This window comes from Pseudomonas cremoricolorata DSM 17059 = NBRC 16634, assembly GCF_000425745.1.
In the GTDB taxonomy this organism is placed as follows: domain Bacteria; phylum Pseudomonadota; class Gammaproteobacteria; order Pseudomonadales; family Pseudomonadaceae; genus Aquipseudomonas; species Aquipseudomonas cremoricolorata.
In genome coordinates this window covers 1-18,852 of sequence record NZ_AUEA01000003.1, presented here as the reverse complement: position 1 = coordinate 18,852, position 18,852 = coordinate 1, and the positions used below count along the sequence as shown (strand labels likewise).

The following is an 18,852-nucleotide window of genomic DNA, read 5'->3' as shown; positions in this document are numbered from 1 at the left end:
GGTCAACTCCGCGCGATCAGCGAGACGGCGGGAAAGCCGCCGAAAGGGATGGGATTGCCGCGGCCCCAGCGCACGGTGCAGCCTGAATCCAGGCAACCGTTGCATTGGTCCTTGGCAGGATCGTCGGTGGGTTTGCCGTCCAGGTCGAAATAGGCACCGGTGTAACCGCAATCAGGGCCGCGGTAGCCGGCGGTCATCGCCCAGTGGCACAGCTGAGTCATCTGCCGGCCAATGCTCTCGCCGCCCACATCGCCGGGGCTGGCCAATTCCCAGCTGACGGTGGTGCCGTTCTCTGAGACTTTCTGATCGATGTACCAGACCTCGATGGCCTCTTCGTTTGGGTCGGCCTGGGTGTTGCCCTCGGGGAAATTGGCGGCGTCCAGGTAATGCGCCAGGGTATGGCGAATGGTCAGGCGAAACTCCAGCAAATTGTCGAAGGCCAGGCACAGTGCGGTAATGCGCCCACCGACGTTGCCGACGGTGAGCGTGGGCCGCACTGCCGTGCCATCGCCATTGGCGGCGATGCCGTCGAGCTGCATCGGCCAGGCGGCGTATTCCTGGCCCTGCCACCAGATCGACTTGGCCGGCAGTTGGTCGGCATTGGCGCCGGCCTGGCGCAGTTCTTCAGCGCTGTGGGGAATGGCATGGCCGTGAAAGCGCAGCACATCGGTGCCGAACTCCGAGCCATCGAGCTCGAACAACAGCACCTCGTTGCCTGGCTCCAGGCTCTGCAGGTCTTTGATCAATGACATGGAGCGTCCTCAAGGGTGAAAAGCGCGAGCGAAGGTGGCGCTGAGCTTGAACAGGCCGGCACCGATCGGTGTCGGGCGCGGATCGGCACAGGTGAACAGACCGGTTCCACCCAGCGGCGGCGTCCACAGAAAGGCCTTGGCGCCGGCATGCCGATCGAGAAATGCCAGGATCGTGCGCAGCTCGGCCGCCGAGCCGGTGAGGGTCACCGGGTAACGGTCTTCGCGGTTGTTCGGGCCGTCACCGACCACTTGCCGGTAGCCGCCTGCGAAGCGTGCTTCGCGGGTGCGGTATTGAATCTCGGCGGCCTCGCCACGCTCGGTCGGCCAGGTAAAGGTTTCGATTGCCATCAGCGCCTCCCTTGACTGCTGCGATGACTCAGGCCGCCCGGTCGCCAGGAATCGGCAACCGCCCGCTCTGCTGCGCTTTTCATCTGTTTCTCCATCTGCTGTTGCAGGGTTTGCTGGTCGAGCTGCATGCCCTGCCCGCTGCGATCCTGGGTATGGACGTTGACCTGCGTGCTGACCTGAATCGCCGTACCACCGCCCGTCGTCATCTGCATCAGCAAGGGCTGGCTGGCAGTACCGCCAGCGGTGTCGATGGCGCCGCCGCCATTGAGATTTTCCAGGTAGTCGCGCATGCCGGGGCGGCTGACGATTTCCTTGCGCAGGACGAACTCACCGCCGTGGACGATGCCGGCAGGTTCGTACTTGCCGCCGTTGCCGGTGTAGCCGCCTTTGGAGAAGGTCGACGGTGAATAGCTCATGCCTGCATCCGGCTTCAGGGCAAAGCTGAAGCCGTCCAGAGAAGAAGGTCCAGTTGGAGCGCTGGTGAACATGTTGATCGCCGCCCCGGCCAGGCTCGACAACAAGCTCGACGCAGCCTGGCGCGCCGCCAGCTTGGCCATGTCGGCCAACACCGACTGAGCGAAGTCAGAGAAGGAAAACTTGCCGGTGGTGGCGAAGGCAACGACGGCGTCTTCCATCGAGGTGAAGGTCCTGGCGAACAGGTCCTCGGTGTCCTTGGCGACGTCCTGTCCCTGGTTGCGGAATTTTTCGAAGGCCTTCGATGCGCTTTCACCCCAGATGCCTGCGATCTCGCCCAGGCTGTGCGCGGTCTTGGATGCGTCCTTCTCATCCTTCTTGTCCTTCTTGTCATCCTTGTCCCCAGACAGGTCCAAGCCTGGCAACGGCGTGAACAGCGGCTTGCCGAGGCGATAGTCGACGTTCTCCATTGGCTCATTCGCGCAGGCTGTGGCTGGCACCTTGGCCGGGCGCGCCGTTTCGCCGGGACAGGTGCAGGGTTTGGCATCCAATGCACTGACTGCGCGCACCTGGGCTGCAGGGCGGGGGGCGACCGACGAGGGCGCTGGCGCTGTGGCCTGGCGTTTGGCGCGGTCGATCTGCGCCTGCAAGGCCCGGTCGCTGCGTTCGAACTGCGCCTGTACATCAGAAGCGATGCCGCCGACCGCGCCTGCCGCCTTGTTGCGTGCTGCATGCAAATCGTCGAGACGGTTCTGCAACCGTTCGACCTGCGTGATCGATGCCTTGGCTTCGCGGGCAATCACTTGCACACCCGCCATGGCCTCGTCTTCGGTGCGCTGTTTCTGCGCTTTGAGTCGAGCCGCCTCCTCGGACTGCTTGAGCTCAAGCTTCAGACGGTCCAGTTCCTGCTCATCAGCCTTACGGTTACTGCCAGGCCCAAAGAACGGATGCGTGGAATAGTTCGCTGGCCGCGCCAGCTTGGCTTCCAGCTTGGCGATCTGCTGGGCTTCGGTGGTCTGGCGCCCGATATCGAGCACGGTGTCCAGTGCCCCGGCCGCTTCGTTCTTGATGCTGCGCCAGGCACGTTGCACGGCGCCGAGGTTCTCGGTGACTTGCGCCGAGCGGCTTTCCAGAGTCTGCGCGTAGGTCTCGGTGAGCAACTGCGCCGCACCGGTTTCATCGCCCTGTTCCTGCAGCGCAGCGATTTGCGAATACACCGAAGCCGTCAGGAAGTGGTACTGATCGTTGAGCGCCTGGGCAGCACTGACCGGGTCCTCGGCGATTTTCACGAACTCGTCGATGGTCGTGGACACTGCCTTGCCGGTGGCGTCTTCCATGGCCAGCGCCGCGCTGGCGATCTGTTCGAAGTTTTCGCCGGCAATCTTGCCGCTGCCGGCCAGTTGGGTGAGTGCCGCAGCAGCTTCGCCCACCGTGGCGCTACCACCACCGAGACGCTCGGCCATGTCGGCCAGGGCATTGGCACTCACCCCCGCGACTTCGCCGCTGAGAATCAACGCCTGGTTGTAGGCCTCGGTCTCCTGCATGCCGGCGACATAACCATAGGTCAATGCCCCGATCGCGGCGACCGCCGCTCCAGCCCCCACAGCGACCGTACCCACGCCCATGGCCAGCGGCGGCATCATCCCACTCACTTCATTGACCGCATCGCGGGCATTCCTGAAGGCGTCGGCTGTGGTGTTGGCGCCTTCGAGCACGCCCATCAGCCCGCCGCCGTCAGTGCTCGCTGCCGGTGGCGCCGTGTTGCCTAGACTGGCCCGTTGCTGGGGCACGTCGAGGGCGGTGAACTGTAATGCTTCGAGCTGCTGCTGCAGGTACTCACTGCTAAGTTGCAGGCCGCTCAGGGTCAGGTCCCAGGCGCGACCGGCCTGGACGGCTGCCTCGCCGCTGCGTTTGACCGCAGCGGTATATTTGTCGAGATTGATGGCCGCCTGGGCGGCCTGTGTGGAGTCAATCCGGATCCCCAATTCGGCAATCGTTGTCATTGTCTACTCCATGGATTGCGTCATGACGGCCAGCGCTTCGGCCTCCATGACTCGCAGGTCGGGGAACAGCGCCGCCAGGTCGCGGCGCCCGATGCCAAGCATCGAGGCCACGACCGGCAGCGCGGTGTAATCCAGACCAGATGGCCCCCTGGGTGCCAGCCGCCACTGGGTGCCCAGCGCTTCGAACAGACGAAACGCCGGCCACCCATCAGGCCAGACCTCGACCTCGTCAGCGACCAGGTCGGACGAGGTCAGGCCAAACGCGGCCAACTGCTCCAGCCGGGGACTCGGGCTGTAGAGCGCGCGGGCGGCGGCCCTCAGTTTCCCAGGCGAGCCGAGCTGTAGGCGCCCTGATAGGCATCGATGACCGCCTTGGGTGCGCCAGCGCAGGTCTGCACCAGCTCACGCAAGGCGGCATCGTCGAACGGATCGTCCAGCTCCCAGCCCAGCACGATGGCCTTGAGCTGTTCGGCCTGGAAGGCGATCTCGTCGGCGGTCATCTCGGCCCAGCGGGTATCGGGTTGCGCTGCACGTGCCGCCAGCGTCTCCCGGGTGCTGTTCCACTGATCGAACAGCTCGGCCAGGGCCAGGCGATCGAGGTAACGGAACTGGAACTGCACCGCCACCGCTTCGCCGCCCACCCGCGGCAGCTGCACGGCAGCGCTGAACGTAGGATTTTGCGCAATGCTGATCTTCGCCATGGGAACTCCTTAAGCTGCCAGGTAGCGCACAGGGCGGTTGGACAGCGCGATGCTGACGGTGCGGGTCATCAGGTTGTTGCGCTCCATGGTCGGCGAGCTGGTGATGGTCACGTATCCGGTGTAAAGAATCTGATCGCCGCTTGGCAGCTTCAGACGCACCACCACCAGCTGGCGAGCGTCACCGTAGCTTTCGATCAGGCCGACATAGGTCGCGGAAGGCTGGTCTTCGACGGTGATCGCCAGGGTGGTCGGGGTGCGGTTGGTGGGGTACTGGCGGTCGTCATCGTCATCCAGGTAGCCGACGGTGAGGTACTGCTGCTCACCGCCACTGGAAGCGAAGGCCGTGACCTTGGAGATCTGCGTCCAGTTGGACGCCGTCACAACTTTGCCGACACCGGCACCTGGGCTGTAACGGGCAACGCTGGAGGTGTCCAGGCCGTCGAGGACGAAGGTATCGGTCGCCACATCGCTGACGCGGGTAGCACGGTTGTTGACCAGCGACCAACCTGAGTTGATCAGCACGATGTCGCCATTTTTCAAGGTGTGGCCTTTGGCGGTCGCCGCCGGTTTGGCCGCGTTGCTCAGGGCGCTGAAGGGGACGGCCTGGCCGAGGGTGCCAGCGATTTCCAGTACGGCGCCATTGGGCAGAGGGAAGCGTTCAGTCATGGTGTTTTCCTTTGGATAGAAACGAAAAAACCCGCACGGGGCGGGTTGTGGGTGTTGCGGTGCAGCGGTGGAACTCAGTGGTCGCGCTTACAGGGTGCGCCGGTGATACGTCGCTCCAGCCAGCGCCTGAACGCTGGCCAGTAAGTGAGCATGAACATGTGCCGCAGACCGGCAAGCGCAAGGGCGATGTGCAAGGTCACCCCTGCCGTGCCGATACCGAACAGTGGGTGCTCGGCGCGGGCCAGCAGCGCATAGCCGCTCAGGGCGATCACCGCATACAGCAGCTTGCCGATGACCCCATCGCGGACCTTGCCGCTGAGCACCGCCCAGGTCGCCCACCAGGCGATCCCGCCTGCGGCAGCGGCATTGCTGTATTCGAGGATCATGCGCTTGGCCCTCCGAACTTCGACTTGATCACCGCCCACAGGTCGGCGGCCTTGATGGCGCGGGTGATGGCGGCGATCAGTGAACCGCCGAAGGTTCCGAGCAAAAAGCCCACACCCGCGACGCTGCGCGGTTCGCTGATCGCGAAATAGCTGCTGACCATGCCAGTGAGGTAATGCGCGCAGGCCATGCCGGTCAGCAGAAACAGCAGCCAGGCCTTGCGATCTGTGAGGTCATCCTTATGCCAGCGGGTGGCGATCAGCGCGCCCATCAGGCCGGCAATGCCCAGGTCGAACTTGTCGAGCAGGCGGTGAAAAAAATCCATGCGCTCGACTCCTGTGGCGGGCAAGAAAACGGTCGGTGGTCACAGCGCATTCTCCATGGGCAGAAAAAACCCGGCGCGGTGGCCGGGTCTGTGTCAGTGCGGGTCTGGAGGTAAATCTGTGACGATGGGGAAATACTGCCACCAACCGAGCTTAAACACAATACGTGATTACACACTTTTTTTCATCGCGTGCATTTTTGCCGCTACGGGGGCCAGCGCCTGCTTGTCCAGGTCCTCGCAGCAGTCGAACGCCAGGCGTACATAGCCGCCCCACTCACGCTCCCAGCGCACTGCGCTCAGGCTGAGCTGGTAGTGCGCTTGCAGCCATCCGCGAAAGGCTTCGGGCGCGGCGAGTGGATCGGCATTGGCCGACTGCCCACCCTGGTGCATATAGCGGTAGCGAAGCAGTACGCCCTTGACCAGAACTTCGAGCTTTTCACGTTTGCTGGCCGTCATGCGCTTGCCGCGCTGCTGAACCAGCATGAATACCGCCAGCTGGGCAGTTTCCTGTTCCCACGCCTCGACATGGGGCGCATAGAGGTAATTGCCGAATGCCCGCAGAGGCCGGCTCAGGGTAGCGATGGCGGCCTGGATAGCGCCGGCCAGCGCCTGATGCACGGCGCGTGCGGCGTGTCGCTGGCCGGTGGTGGTCTGGATGCGGGTGCCAAGTTGGGTCAACTGCGCGGCGAAGGCACTTTGCGCGCCCCAACTGCCATAGGTGCAGTCGTGCCAGGCTTGGCGAGCGGTGTTCAGTTGCATGGCGCGGCCTCCTGTGTGGCGTTGCCACTTCGCAATGCCGAAGGGAGCGGTCGACCGTTCAGGTGACGACTGCTGATCGCAGCTGCAATGTGCGGGTATAAGCTGAGCATGGTGGGCCTCTGATTCATGCCTTGCCCCATCTGAACTGAAGCGCAGGCTGACGGATGGATTCAGGCGCCGGGTCCGAGGTCGAGTGATCTAGGCGCGAGCGCTGAGGCGGCAGGATAATCACTTAATGTGATTCAATCAAACACAATAAGTGAGAACAAGCTATCTCGTTTCGTGATGAAATTCGGCCCCATGAGAGAATCGTTGAGTCAACGCATCAAGCGCCTGCGCCACGCCTGCGGGCTGTCCCAGGCACAGCTGGCCGAGGCCTGTGGCTGGAAATCGCAGTCGCGCGTCGGTAACTACGAGGCCGGCACCCGCGAGCCCACCTTGGCGGATATCTCGGCTATGGCCGCCGCGCTGGGCGTCGATCCTTCAGAGCTGCTGCTGGACACCCCGGCGCCGAGTGCGTCGCCAGCGGCGCCTATGAGCGCAGCCGACATGGTCAGGGAAATGCTCGCCAAGAAAGGCACGGCCCTGTCCAGCCAGGCCCGCGAGCGCCTGCTGGCGGCTGCAGAAGAGCCAGCCACCGGCCATCTGCTTGCCGAGCTCGGCTCGGGCACCAGCCTGGTAGGCGATGAAATCTGGGTCGCCCACTACGACATCCGCGCCGCCATGGGCGGCGGGCAGGTGCCCCACGACTATCCCGAGATGCTGCAGGATGTGCGGGTGAGTCCCAAGCGTCTACGCGAGATGGGCGTGTCGTTCACCGAGCACTATCACCTGAAACTGGTCACCGGCTGGGGCCAGTCGATGGCCCCGACCATCAAGCACCGTGACCCGCTGCTGGTGGACATGAGCATTCGCGAATTCGTCGGCGATGGCATCTACCTGTTCTCCCACCACGACATGCTCTATATCAAGCGCCTGCAACGCAAAGGTCGCGACCACTTCAAGATGATTTCCGACAATACCCATCATCCTGTGGAAGACATCCGCGTCGACGAGACCTACATCCAGGCGCGCGTGCTGCTGGTGTGGAACGCGCATCTGGTCTAGCGCGTCGCACTGTGCAGTCAGAACGGCGGCGGGTTTGCCCTCGTTTCCCATTCAGCGCGGTCGCCATCGTCCCCCCCTGCTGCGCCGCGCTGCCAGCGCACGGTCACCGCACCATCGTCGTGCTGCTGTAGCTGCAATTCCGGGGTTTCCCGCAGTTGCCCAAGCACCTCATGCCAATCCGCCTCGGCGTCCGACTCCAGCGGGTGGATCGTCACCCAGCGCTGCATCTGCGCCACAGGATGATTGATCATCGAGGAAACCCTCAGACTCAGACGCTCGACGCCGGTCATCTCTTCGCGCAGCGTCGGCGTTGAAGTCCATTGCGTAGCCATGCCCCACTCCTTTAACTGTATATCTATCCAGTAATGTGGCGAGCATACCTCACCCCCGCAGAAACGTGAACCTGGTCTGTAGGGAAAATAACTCGGGAATGTAGGCGCACCGTCCAGATGACGGCTGGCCGCGCATCCAGCCTGGACGCAAAGCCAGTACCCCTCTCAATCAGGTCCGTAGTAGCGTCTGCCTTCCAACGAACTTCCAGGCCCACTGCCTGCAAGCCAGCGGGTCTGGACGATTCCGACCAGGAGGTCAAATGCAACAGGTTCACGAAGTCGATCAAGCCGCGCTGGACGCGGCGCTGATAGCGTTCACCCGCTTCAAGATCGGCGAGATCAAACTGTTCGATCTGGAACAGGCCATGAGTTTCGAAGTGGGAGAAGCCCTGTCCAGGAGCGGGCTGGTCAGGTTCTCCATCAGCAAACTGCCTTCAGGTCGCTACCGCATCAGCGACGAAGGAGAAACCGCCATCACCGATGCCGGACGCGCTCGCCTGCAGAGGATTCGCGGGTAGTAGCGCAGCGTGTGGAGTGTCCTGGTTCCGATCCAATGCCTGACTTCAGAGATTGTTTTCCAAGTGGGCTTGCAGGGAATCGGGACACCTTGAAGAGCGATGACATTTCCCCCCCCTTCACTCGATTCGTTCGACTGCATGCGCAGTCCTTGCCCTGCAGTGGATCGCCCCTGGTTTCCTGGGCACTCCCCAAGCGCTGCTCCATCTCACCCCGCATCCGCACTGCATAATCGAAACGATTTTCATTTGATAACAAGTTGCATTACGACTTGATTTTTCCTACCGTGGCCTTCTGATATCTATCGAGGTTTCCATGGACAGCCCTGCCTCTCACCCTGCCTTCCGGACCCAGCCACTGCAAGGCGGTGGCAGCCTGCGCTATGAACATGTCGAGAGCGCCAACGGTCTGAAGCTGTCGATAGGCCTGATCGAAACCCATGTCGAAGAGCATTGGAGCAGCGAAACCTGCGCCGGTATCTGTGCCGGGTTTCTGGTGGGCAGTGGCATCAGTTTCAGCCTGGGCCAGCAACAAGTGATCGATTGCAGCGGCGCGCGCAGTTTCGTCGTCCATGCGCAACAGCCTTGGCAGGCGCGCCATCAGGTCACCCGCAACAGCCGCGTGCAGGCGGTGTTTCTGCAGTTTCCCACGCAATTACTGCACGCACTTCAGCCAGACCTTCTTCACGCGTCACTGGCCATGGTGCATGACTGGGTACCTGATCACCGCCTGATGGGCATGCTGGAGCAGATCGTCTCGTGCCCGTTTCAAGGGGTCGCCCGCACGCTGTACATGCAGGGTAAATCCCTTGAGCTTTTGGCCACGGTGATCGACAGCCTCAGCGAAAAGAGCCGCAAACAGCGGCGAGACAACGCCCTGCCACGTCCGGAAGTCGAACGCCTGCAACAGGCTTACGAGCTGTTGCAGAGCCATCTGGACAAGCCGCCGGGGCTGGAAGAGCTGGCGCGTCAGGTGGGCATGTGCAGCAGTCGGCTGACCGCAGGTTTTCGCCGCCAGTTCGGCCAGTCGGTCACCGAATGCCTGCAGGATCTGCGCCTGGCACAGGCCTACCAGGACCTGCAATCCGGGCGTTTGAGCAGTTCCCAGGCCGCGTACCGGATAGGCTATAGCCCGGCCTATTTCTCGACCCTGTTCAAGCGCAAATACGCCTGCTCGCCCCGCGACGTGGCGCGGGCCAAGCCGTCGCTGTGCCAACCGCTGGCGGATCGCGAAAAACAAACAGCAGATTGCGAAAGATTCTCATTTGAAGCCTCTTGCTGAGCCTGCCACCATCGCCGCACTTCAGATCTGACAGGGGAAAGGCGGCATGGGTGTTCCAATTTCGCGCGGTGCATCGTGGGTATTCGCGGTGCTGCCACTGGTTACGGCACTGGACGCCATCGCCGCGTCCAACGCCACGCAGCAAGACACCGCGCCTCAGGTGGTAGAGCTCGACCCCACGCGCCTGAACGCCAGCCAGCGACTGGGCCGCGAGCAAGCCGAGAAGGCTCAGGCGGCACCGTCGTCGATTTCGGTGGTATCACGCAAAGACATCGACGATGCCGGGTTGACGACCCTGACCGACATCGCCGGACGCACGCCGAACCTGGTGCTGACCAATCAAGGCTCGCAACGCTTTTCGATGACGTCGGTGCGCGGAATCGGCAGCACCGTGCGTGAGGACTATTTCAACAGCACCTTGGGCGTGTACCTGGACGGGGTGCCACTGACCAATGCCGAATACACCCGCCGCCTCGGTGACCTGGAGTCGGTGCAGGTGCTGCGCGGCCCCCAGGGCACGCTGTACGGACCCAACACCAATGCCGGGGTGATCGAGCTGACCAGCCGCGAGCCGGGTGACGAGCCCGAGGCCAACCTGCACGGCAGCGTCGGCAACCACGGTCAGCGCGAGGCCAGCATTGCTGCCAGCGCCCCCTTGGTCGAGGACAAGGTCTTCGGCCAGGTGTTCTTCGATCATGCGCAGAACGACGGATTCACCGACTACGCCGACAACGGTCATGGCATCGACGATCTGGACGCCTGGTCGGGCAGCGGGCGCCTGCGCATCCGTCCGGGCGGTGACTGGTCGCTGGACTTGGCAGCGTCCGTCGAGCGAGTCAATCAGGGCGGCTATGCCTACCTGCCTTTCGATGACTACAAAAAGCGCAAGGTAGACATCCAGCCGAAAAACGACGAAGTGCGCGACGCACATGCCGCCAGCGCCACCCTGAATTACGACCTGGGCTGGGCGCAACTGCGAACCATCAGTGCCTGGCGCGACTACGACATCACCGGGCATCAGGATTTGAGCTACAGCCCGATGGTGGCCCAGACCGGCGGCGGCACGGCAGATTCCAAGGAGTGGGGTCGGCAGTTCTCCCAGGACGTGCGTCTGGAAGGCGGCGAGAACGGTCGCCTGACCTGGCTGGCCGGTGTGTATTGGGAAAAGAAAGACCTGACCTACGACTACCTGATGGATGTGGCCATGTACGGCGGCCCGTTCACCAGCACCAGCAAGTACCAGACCAAGAGCACCGCGGCCTACGGCGAAACCACCCTGAGCCTGACCGACAGGCTGGACCTGACCCTGGGCGCGCGCGTGTCCCATGACAAGTACAAGATGGAGAACAACAACCCGTTCTCCGGCAGCGGCTCGGCGACCATGACCACGCCCAAGGTCGCCCTCGCCTACCACTTGGATGAGGACCGTCAGGTGTATGCCTCTGCCACTCGCGGCGCCCGGTCGGGGGGCTTCGACCGGCTGACCTCCAACGTACGCGAGTACGACCCTGAATACCTGTGGAGCTACGAAACCGGCTTCAAGTCGCAGTGGCTCGACAACACCCTGATGTTCAACGCTGCCCTGTTCTACATCGACTGGCGCGACCTGCAGATCAAGTCCGTCGCCGGACCCGGCCAGGTGGTCACCGACAATGCCGGTAAAGCCCATAGCCAAGGGCTGGAGCTGGAGTCGCGCTGGGCGCCCACCGAAGGCCTGGAGTTCTCTGGATTCCTTGCCGCAACCCACGGCAAGTACGACGACCTGACCGACGCCAACGGTGTCAGCCAGTCTGGCAACCGTCTGGTCTACACCCCCGACATCAGCGCAGGGGTTGCCGCACAGTACAGCTGGCCGCTGCAGAGCCTGCCGGTGCGTGCGCAGGTTCGCGCCGAATATCAGTACACCGGCAGGCAGTATTTCGACATCCAGAACGACCTTGAGCAGAAAGCCTACGGCCTGACCAATTTGAGAGCGGGCGTGAGCAAGGACGGTGTGGGCGTCAGCGTGTTCGTCAACAACCTGTTCGACAAGGACTACCGCACCTTCGCCGCCCTGGACAACTGGGGCTTTGACTACACAACCGCTGGCGAGCCGCGCACCGTGGGCGTCGCGGTGGACTGGAAGCTCTGATGAACGACACCACACAACACCCGCCGCGCCAGCGGACCCGACGCACGTTGATCATGCTGGGCGCGCTGTACGTCTCTCAGGGCTTGCCCATCGGCCTGGGCTTCGTGGCACTGCCGGTCATCCTGCGGGCTCAGGGCGTTTCACTGCAAATGATCGGCATGCTCGGTCTGCTGGTGCTGCCGTGGGCGGTGAAGTTCCTCTGGGCGCCGTGGGTCGACCGCTTCGACGGCGGGCGGCTCGGCCCCCGACGCAGTTGGATCGTGCCTATGCAGGTGGGCCTTGCGGCGATCTTGTTCGTCATCGCGCTGTTGCCCCAAAGCGACGGCGTCGGGGCCTGGATGCTGGCGCTGCTGTTTCTGGCCAACACGCTCAGTGCAACACAGGACATCGCCACCGATGGCTTGGCCATCGAGCTGCTGCAAGGCCGCGCACTGGGCTGGGCCAACGCCCTGCAGATCGGCGGTTTCTCGGTGGGCATGATGCTCGGCGGCGCCTTGACCGTGACCCTGTACGAACACGGCGGGCAAGCCCTGACGTTCGTCATTCTCGGCGCGCTGGTCTTGTTGTGCACCGCGCCTGTGATCGGCGGTCCGGACGCGACCCGACAGCCTTGCGCCGCGGGGCCTGAAGGCAGCGGCGCACGACACGCCAGCCTCTGGCGCATGCTCGCAAGGCCGGGTGCCGGTTGGGCGATCCTGGTGGCGGCGACGTTCTTCTTCGCCACCACCATGAAAGGCAGCATGATCGGCCCACTGATGGTCGACGGCGGCCTGTCGATGAGCGAGATCGGCACCATCAACGGTGCAGGCACGCTGTGCATCGCCCTGTTCAGCGCGCCCTTCGGCAGCCTGTTGATCGAGCGCTTCGGCGTGCGCCGGGTGGCCTGGATCGCCGGTCTGCTCTCGGCCTGCTCGATCCTGCTGTGGCTGTTGCCCGCCACGGGGCTGAAACTGGACTTCAACCTGGCGCTGGCGGTCGATCTGATCAACTCGGTGGCCGCAGGCGTCGCCTACGTGGCGTTCTTCACGCTGTTCATGCGCTGGGCGTCCACGGAACAGGCCGGCACTGACTTCACCGTGCTGCAATGCACCGAGCAGGTGTTCAACATCGGCGCTGGCATGCTGGCCGGCATGCTGGCCGGTTGGCTGGGTTATGCCAGCCTGTTCATCTGCACCGCAGGGCTGGGCCTGGTGTTGATGATCGTCATCGGCATCGCTCTGAAACGCATGCCGCTGCGCGAGGGCAATCACCCATCCGCCAACACCGCACTGGAGGTACGTAATGCCTGATAAGGAAATCATCGAGCAGCTGATTCGCTACACCGTCGAGGGCAGATCCGACGCCGCCCTGCTGGCGTTTTACGCTGAAGACGTGGTTATTCAGGAGAACAACCAGCCACCGCGTATCGGCCGCGCCGCGAGCCTTGCGCGCAATACAGAAGCCGCTGAGTGGACCAGCGCCGTGCATGAAATCAGCGCACCCAGCGTGCTCATCGACGGCAACCTGGTGGTTATCGAATGGCACGCCGAATGGACCCTGAAGAACGGCGAGCGGGTGCGGATCGAGGAGCTGGCCCTGCAATCCTGGAAAGGCAATCAGGTGGTGTTCGAACGCTTTTTCTATGACCCGACGCCGCTGTTGAAGGCAGGCTTTCAGATCAACTGAGTGATCCTAAAGCCCCGGACTGCAAGGGTCCGGGGCTTCGTTGTGTCTGCTTTCCGTGGCGGGTTCGTGTCGCCAGGCATGAACTGCGGCGCGTGCAAGCGTGCTTCGCAAAAGCAAAAGCAAACCCAAGATCAGCGGCAGCGGCAAGCATGTTCCCGCTACTGCTGCGCAGTTGTTTGGTTATGACCACCAACCCAATGGTTCTAAAAAATCCGGATCGGGTTACGCAAAACCGGTTTTGGGTATTGGTCGCCGATGCGAATCATTACTGTTTGTTTTTGCGTGCCGAACAGCGCAAGGGGCTCGGTATCTGCGCCGTGAATCGGCACCGTCACTCACGCAAGCGGGCCTCGTGCCTGGTGCGGTTCTTCTGGAGAGCAGCGATGACGAACACCGACTTCACTTTTTGGCCCGATGCCCAGTGCGATGAATTCGAGCGCCGGGGCCACTGGCAGCCCTTTACCTTGGGGCAATGCCTGCGGCAATGGGCGCAGGCTCGGGGCGAAGCGGTGGCGCTGGTTGAACAGGACACCCGCCTGAGCTATGCGCAGCTCGACCGGCAGGCCGATCACCTGGCCTGGGGGTTCGCCCGCCAGGGCATCCAAAAAGGAGACCGGGTGCTGCTGCAACTGCCCAATGGCATCGCCTTCGTCACCACGCTGTTCGGCCTGCTGCGCCTGGGCGCGCTGCCGATTCTGGCCATGCCTGCGCAACGCCAGAGCGACATCGGGGCGCTGTGCGATCTGGCCGAGCCGGTGGCCTATATCTGCAAAGAGCGCTTCATGGGGTTCGACTACGCAGCACTGGCACGGGAGGTCGCCGCCGAACGACCCTGCATCAAGCATGTGATCCTCGACAGCGATGAGGCCGCTGGTCCGACCCTGACGAACATCGCGCACAGCGGTAGCCAGTGGGCCGGGCAACCGCCGACGCTGCCCGAGCCGCACCACCGCGATCCGGCACTGCTGTTGCTGTCAGGTGGCACCACCGGCACGCCGAAACTCATTCCGCGGACCCACGCCGACTACGCCTACAACGCCCGCGCCTCGGCCGCGCTGTGTGGCCTTGACGAGCACAGCGTGTACCTTGCGGCTCTGCCCGTCGCTCACAATTTCCCGCTGGCATGCCCCGGCGTGCTGGGCACCTTGGCTAGCGGCGGCACAGCGGTGTTGGCCCACACGCCAGGGCCTGATGAATGCTTTGCGCTCATCGAGCGCGAAGGCGTCACCCTCACCTCGCTGGTGCCACCGCTGGTGCAGGTCTGGCTGGAAGCGCGGGAATGGGACGACGCCGATCTTGGCAGTCTGAAATACCTGCAAGTAGGCGGCGCCCGCTGCGAATCGTTGCTGGCCAGCAAGGTCACGCCAGGCCTGGGCTGTGGCCTGCAACAGGTGTTTGGCATGGCCGAAGGTCTGCTCTGCTACACCCGGCTGGACGATCCGCTGGAGCAAGTCCTGCACAGTCAGGGTCGGCCGCTGTGTGCTGATGACGAAGTGCGGTTGGTGAACGAGGACGGTCTGGACGTCGCGCCTGGTGAGACAGGTGAGCTGCTGACGCGCGGCCCCTACACCCTGCGCGGTTACTACCGGGCTCAGGCGCAAAACGCTCGTTCGTTCACCCCGGACGGTTATTACCGCTCCGGTGATCTGGCGCGCTGGACCGCCGACGGCAACCTGGTGGTCGAAGGGCGCATCAAGGAACAGGTCAACCGTGCGGGCGAAAAAATCGCGACCGAAGAGGTCGAGCAGGCGCTGTGTTTCCACCCCTCTATCGTCAGCGCCGCACTGGTCGGCCTGCCGGACGAGCGCCTCGGTGAGCGCAGTTGTGCGTTTCTGATCACCGACGGCCAGCAACCGGACCTTGCGCAGGTGCGGGCATTTCTCATGGCCAGGGGCCTGGCCGGTTTCAAGTGCCCGGACCAGATCGAATTCGTCCATCACTGGCCACTCACGCCCATCGGCAAGGTCGACAAGCGCCGCCTGGCCCGCAGCCTGGAGCAACGCCCAGTCGAAACCCGCGCGCCACTGGACACTTTTATCGAACAGTCATTGCCGCTGACCGCCAGCCCCATGGAGCTGGCCAGTGAATTGCTGCGCCGCCACCTGCAAGATGACGCCACGCTCTACGAGCGCGAGGGGGTCTGGCACGTGGCGCTCGGACGCAAGGCGAGCCTTCAGGCCAGCGGCAACAGCGTCAGCCTGCACCACGGCGAGCAGCACCTGATTCTGCACGCGGACGATCCTTGCCAAATGATCGCCCAGGCATTGGGCACCCTGTCGCTGCAAGGCTGGCGCGCCTACGGCGCCGCCCGCTTCGAAATGGCCAGCGTGATTCACGGCGTCGACAACCCGGCCAGCCAGGAGACCTTGCTGGAACTGGTGGTGCCACAACGGGAGGTGCGCTTTTGCGCCAACCAGGCGCTGGTGCGCGCACTCGACCCACAGACCCTCGCCGCACTCTGCGAAGAGGTCGCCGCGCTTGACCGCCAGCTGAGTGTGCCGGGCAATCTTGCGTCACTGACAGGCCGCGCTTTGCTGGTGCCTGCGATCGAAAGCCACGGCGCAGCGCATTATCAGACGCAAGTGGCACGCGCCGTGGGCGAGATTCACGCCGGGCGTTATGACAAGGTCATCCTGTCACGCAAGGTGCCGGTGCCCGGTGAAGTGGATCTGCTGGCGAGCTACCGCCTGGGCCGCAGCCAGAACACACCGGCGCGCTCCTTCGTGCTCAGCCGCGACACCCTGCAGATCGTCGGCTTCAGCCCGGAAACCGTGGTCGAGGTGAGCGCCACTGGCCAGGTCAGTACTCAACCCCTGGCCGGCACCCGGGCAATGGGCGAGACCCTCGAGCAGACGCTGGAGCTGCGCCGCGACCTGCTGCGCGACGTCAAGGAAATCGCTGAACACGCGGTGTCGGTGAAGCTTGCCGTCGAAGAGCTGCAGGCCATCTGCGAGGCCGATTCGGTGCAGGTCTGCGAGTTCATGACGGTCAGCGAACGCGGTCCGGTGCAGCACCTGGCCTCGCGGGTCAAGGGCCAGTTGCGCGCCAGCACCAACGCCTGGCACGCCTTCGCGGCGCTGTTCCCGGCGGTGACCGCGTCGGGTATCCCGAAACAACCGGCCATCGAGGCCATACAACGCCTGGAAGACCAGCCGCGCGGCCCCTACAGCGGCAGCGTGATGATGGTCGATTGTGACGGCTCGCTGGATGCCGCGCTGGTGTTGCGCTCGTTGTTCCGGCAGGGCGACCAGACCTGGCTGCAAGCCGGGGCCGGGATCGTCGCGCCGTCCACGCCTGCGCGCGAGTTGCAGGAAACCATCGAGAAATTCGCCAGCATTTCCCGTTGCCTGGTGGCCGTCGAGGCGCCTGCCGATGCGCCTGCGCGCAGTGCGCGGACGTTGGCCTCGGCCCCGCAGTGATGGGCCAGCACGCTGTTGTATCGATCGCTGCATTCATTGACTTTCGCACCACCGAGGGACCGAGCACGTGAACACCCGACACACCGCCCCCAGCACTCGCCCGCTCAGCAAAGCGGCCCTGACCGAGCAGGTACAGGCTTTGTTGCCTGCAGCGCAGACCGCGATCGCCGAGCACGACAACCTGATCGAACACGGGCTGGATTCCCTCAGTGTCATGCGTCTGGCCAGCGTCTGGCGCAAGCTCGGCGCAGAGGTCAGCTTCGCCCATTTGATGGAGACCCCGAGCGTGGCCGCCTGGTGGGCGCTGATGGGCCAAGTGCAGGCCGACAGCGCCAAAATCGAACCCTTGCCGCGGGTGACCGGGTTCGATCCACAGGCGCCGTTCGCCCTGACCGATGTGCAGCATGCCTACTGGATCGGGCGCCAGGATCAACAGACCCTGGGCGGCGTCGGCTGCCATGCGTATCTGGAACTGACCGGCCCCACGCTCGAACCCGAGCGGCTGGAGAATGCCTGGCACCGCCTGCGCTGCACCCACGGCATGCTCCGCGCGCACTTCGATGAAGACGGCCAGCAACGCATCGCTGCCCAGGCGTCGCGCCTGACGCTGGTGGTGCACGACCTGCGTGAGTTCGACGAGCCGGCCACCACGGCGGCGCTCACCGAGGTTCGTGAGCGGTTGTCCCATCGCCGCCTGAACGTCGCAGAAGGTCAGGTGATGGGCCTTGAGTTGAGCCTGCTGGGCAGCGGACGCAGTTGCCTGCACGTGGACATCGACCTGCTGGTGGCCGATGTGCAAAGCCTGAACATCGTGCTGCGTGACCTGGCGCGCTGCTACGCCACCGATGCCGATTCAGACACGCTCGAGCCAGACCCGACAAGGTGGCATTTCGGCGAGTACCTCGCGCAGGAACACAGCCTGCGTAGCCAGGCACGAGCACAGGCCCAGGCGTACTGGCAGGCCCGCTTGGACAGCCTGCCGGGCGGCCCTGAACTGCCACTGGCGGTCGCGCCGCGAACGCTCGAGCAGACCCGCTTCACTCGACGCACTCACACGCTGCCGATTCACGTGTGGCAAGCCTTGCGCCAGCGCGCGGCCGAACAGCAGATCACCCCCGCGGTGCTATTGCTCAGCGCCTACGCCGAGGTGTTGGCACGTTGGAGCTCGCAGTCGCGGTTTCTGATCAACGTTCCATTGTTCGACCGCCAGATCGAACACCCCGGCATCGATGACGCCATCGCCGACTTCACCAGCCTGGTGCTGCTGGAATGCGATTGCCGGACGCCGCAAACCTTCAGCCAACGCGCCCGACAATTGCAGAGCCAACTGCACGCGGACGTAGCCCACGGCAGTTACTCGGGGGTCAGCGTGCTGCGCGATCTGGCCCGCGCACGCCCGGATGAACAACTCGCCGCGCCGGTGGTATTCGCCTGCAACCTGGGCACTGCGCTGGTGGGCAGCGACTGCGCTGCCCATTTGGGCGAGCTGTCGTACATGATTTCGCAGACGCCGCAGGTCTGGCTGGATCATCAGGTGTATGAAACCGATCAGGGCCTGCTGCTGGCCTGGGACGCGGTTGAGGCGCTGTTCCCCGAAGCCCTGCTGGATGACATGTTCGCCGCCTACACCCACCTGCTGAACGGGCTGGCAAGCGACGCCGAGGCATGGCGAAACGCGGCCGTTGAGTTACTGCCTGAGCGCCAGGCAATGGTGAGGGCACAGGCCAATGACAGCGGACAGCCGCGCCGCTTGCGCGGCCTGCATACCGATGTCTTCGCCCGCGCCCTGCACGCCCCCGAACGCACCGCGCTGATCGATGATGCAGGCGCGCTGAGCTTTGCCGAACTGACTCAACGCGCCCTCGCCGTCGCCGCCTGCCTGATCGAATCGGGCGTACAGGCGCAGATGCCGGTTGCCGTCAGCCTGCCGCGCGGGCGTCAGCAGATCATCGCGGTCCTCGGCGTGCTGGCCGCAGGCGCCTGCTATGTGCCCATTGGCATCAAGCAGCCGGCCAGCCGCCGGGCGAAGATTCACCGCACAGCGGGCAT

Annotated in this window: 18 protein-coding genes and 1 pseudogene; 9 read left to right on the top strand and 10 right to left on the bottom strand. The window is 63.9% G+C overall.

The genetic code is table 11. From position 1 onward, the window contains the following. Positions 1-2: 2 nt before the first annotated feature. The 9 genes from H618_RS0104620 to H618_RS0104580 form a co-directional block, all read right to left on the bottom strand. Entirely contained in the window at positions 3-752 is a 750-nt protein-coding gene (locus H618_RS0104620) for a phage minor tail protein L (RefSeq protein ID WP_028693955.1), read from the bottom strand. Positions 753-761: 9 nt separating this feature from the next. Beyond that, positions 762-1,100, bottom strand: a complete 339-nt coding sequence (locus tag H618_RS0104615; protein WP_028693954.1) for a phage tail protein — start codon at positions 1,098-1,100, stop codon at positions 762-764. Then, entirely contained in the window at positions 1,100-3,517 is a 2,418-nt protein-coding gene (locus tag H618_RS0104610) for a phage tail length tape measure family protein (RefSeq protein WP_028693953.1), read from the bottom strand. The genes H618_RS0104615 and H618_RS0104610 overlap by 1 nt, the downstream gene beginning before the upstream one ends. A gap of 3 nt (positions 3,518-3,520) precedes the next feature. After that, complete coding sequence (locus H618_RS0104605) at positions 3,521-3,787, bottom strand: DUF1799 domain-containing protein (RefSeq protein ID WP_033727497.1); 267 nt, start codon at positions 3,785-3,787, stop codon at positions 3,521-3,523. 47 nt (positions 3,788-3,834) lie between these two features. Further along, positions 3,835-4,218: a phage tail assembly chaperone gene (locus H618_RS0104600; RefSeq protein WP_028693951.1), complete on the bottom strand. Its 384-nt coding sequence runs from the start codon at positions 4,216-4,218 to the stop codon at positions 3,835-3,837. A 9-nt stretch (positions 4,219-4,227) separates the two neighbouring features. Then, positions 4,228-4,884 carry a phage tail protein gene (locus H618_RS0104595; protein ID WP_028693950.1) on the bottom strand — a complete coding sequence of 219 codons (657 nt, stop codon included), beginning with the start codon at positions 4,882-4,884 and terminating at the stop codon, positions 4,228-4,230. 74 nt (positions 4,885-4,958) lie between these two features. Further along, the gene (locus tag H618_RS0104590; protein WP_028693949.1) at positions 4,959-5,270 is read right to left on the bottom strand and encodes a hypothetical protein; all 312 of its coding nucleotides are present in this window, start codon (positions 5,268-5,270) and stop codon (positions 4,959-4,961) included. Next, positions 5,267-5,593, bottom strand: coding sequence for a hypothetical protein (locus tag H618_RS0104585; protein ID WP_028693948.1), 327 nt, complete (start codon positions 5,591-5,593; stop codon positions 5,267-5,269). Before H618_RS0104585 ends, H618_RS0104590 begins: the two co-directional genes overlap by 4 nt. A 168-nt stretch (positions 5,594-5,761) precedes the next feature. Next, entirely contained in the window at positions 5,762-6,352 is a 591-nt protein-coding gene (locus tag H618_RS0104580) for a hypothetical protein (RefSeq protein WP_028693947.1), read from the bottom strand. Between the two features lie 300 nt (positions 6,353-6,652). Here H618_RS0104580 and H618_RS0104575 point away from each other — a divergent pair, with 300 nt between their 5' ends. After that, positions 6,653-7,459: an XRE family transcriptional regulator gene (locus H618_RS0104575; protein ID WP_028693946.1), complete on the top strand. Its 807-nt coding sequence runs from the start codon at positions 6,653-6,655 to the stop codon at positions 7,457-7,459. Between the two features lie 17 nt (positions 7,460-7,476). Here the strand turns inward: H618_RS0104575 and H618_RS0104570 are convergent, their stop codons facing one another. Continuing rightward, positions 7,477-7,791 (bottom strand): DUF1654 domain-containing protein, encoded by a 315-nt coding sequence (locus H618_RS0104570; protein WP_028693945.1) that lies wholly within the window; start codon positions 7,789-7,791, stop codon positions 7,477-7,479. Between the two features lie 260 nt (positions 7,792-8,051). Between H618_RS0104570 and H618_RS0104565 the strand changes: the two genes are divergently transcribed. From H618_RS0104565 to H618_RS0104535, 8 genes and pseudogenes are all read left to right on the top strand, one after another. Continuing rightward, positions 8,052-8,309 (top strand): hypothetical protein, encoded by a 258-nt coding sequence (locus tag H618_RS0104565; RefSeq protein ID WP_028693944.1) that lies wholly within the window; start codon positions 8,052-8,054, stop codon positions 8,307-8,309. A gap of 313 nt (positions 8,310-8,622) precedes the next feature. Continuing rightward, positions 8,623-9,588: a helix-turn-helix domain-containing protein gene (locus tag H618_RS22055; RefSeq protein ID WP_050577210.1), complete on the top strand. Its 966-nt coding sequence runs from the start codon at positions 8,623-8,625 to the stop codon at positions 9,586-9,588. Between the two features lie 46 nt (positions 9,589-9,634). Beyond that, a complete protein-coding gene (locus H618_RS0104555; protein WP_028693943.1) occupies positions 9,635-11,719 on the top strand; it encodes a TonB-dependent receptor in 2,085 nt (694 codons plus the stop codon). Next, positions 11,719-13,008: an MFS transporter gene (locus tag H618_RS21230; RefSeq protein WP_050577209.1), complete on the top strand. Its 1,290-nt coding sequence runs from the start codon at positions 11,719-11,721 to the stop codon at positions 13,006-13,008. The genes H618_RS0104555 and H618_RS21230 overlap by 1 nt, the downstream gene beginning before the upstream one ends. Beyond that, positions 13,001-13,384, top strand: coding sequence for a nuclear transport factor 2 family protein (locus H618_RS21225; protein WP_050577208.1), 384 nt, complete (start codon positions 13,001-13,003; stop codon positions 13,382-13,384). The genes H618_RS21230 and H618_RS21225 overlap by 8 nt, the downstream gene beginning before the upstream one ends. Before the next feature lie 383 nt (positions 13,385-13,767). Next, positions 13,768-15,369, top strand: a pseudogene (locus H618_RS23100) ((2,3-dihydroxybenzoyl)adenylate synthase); the annotation flags it as partial. 84 nt (positions 15,370-15,453) lie between these two features. Further along, positions 15,454-16,803, top strand: coding sequence for a salicylate synthase (locus tag H618_RS23095; protein ID WP_245586758.1), 1,350 nt, complete (start codon positions 15,454-15,456; stop codon positions 16,801-16,803). 67 nt (positions 16,804-16,870) lie between these two features. Next, on the top strand, positions 16,871-18,852 hold a 1,982-nt coding region (locus tag H618_RS0104535; protein ID WP_033727496.1), incomplete at its 3' end, for a condensation domain-containing protein.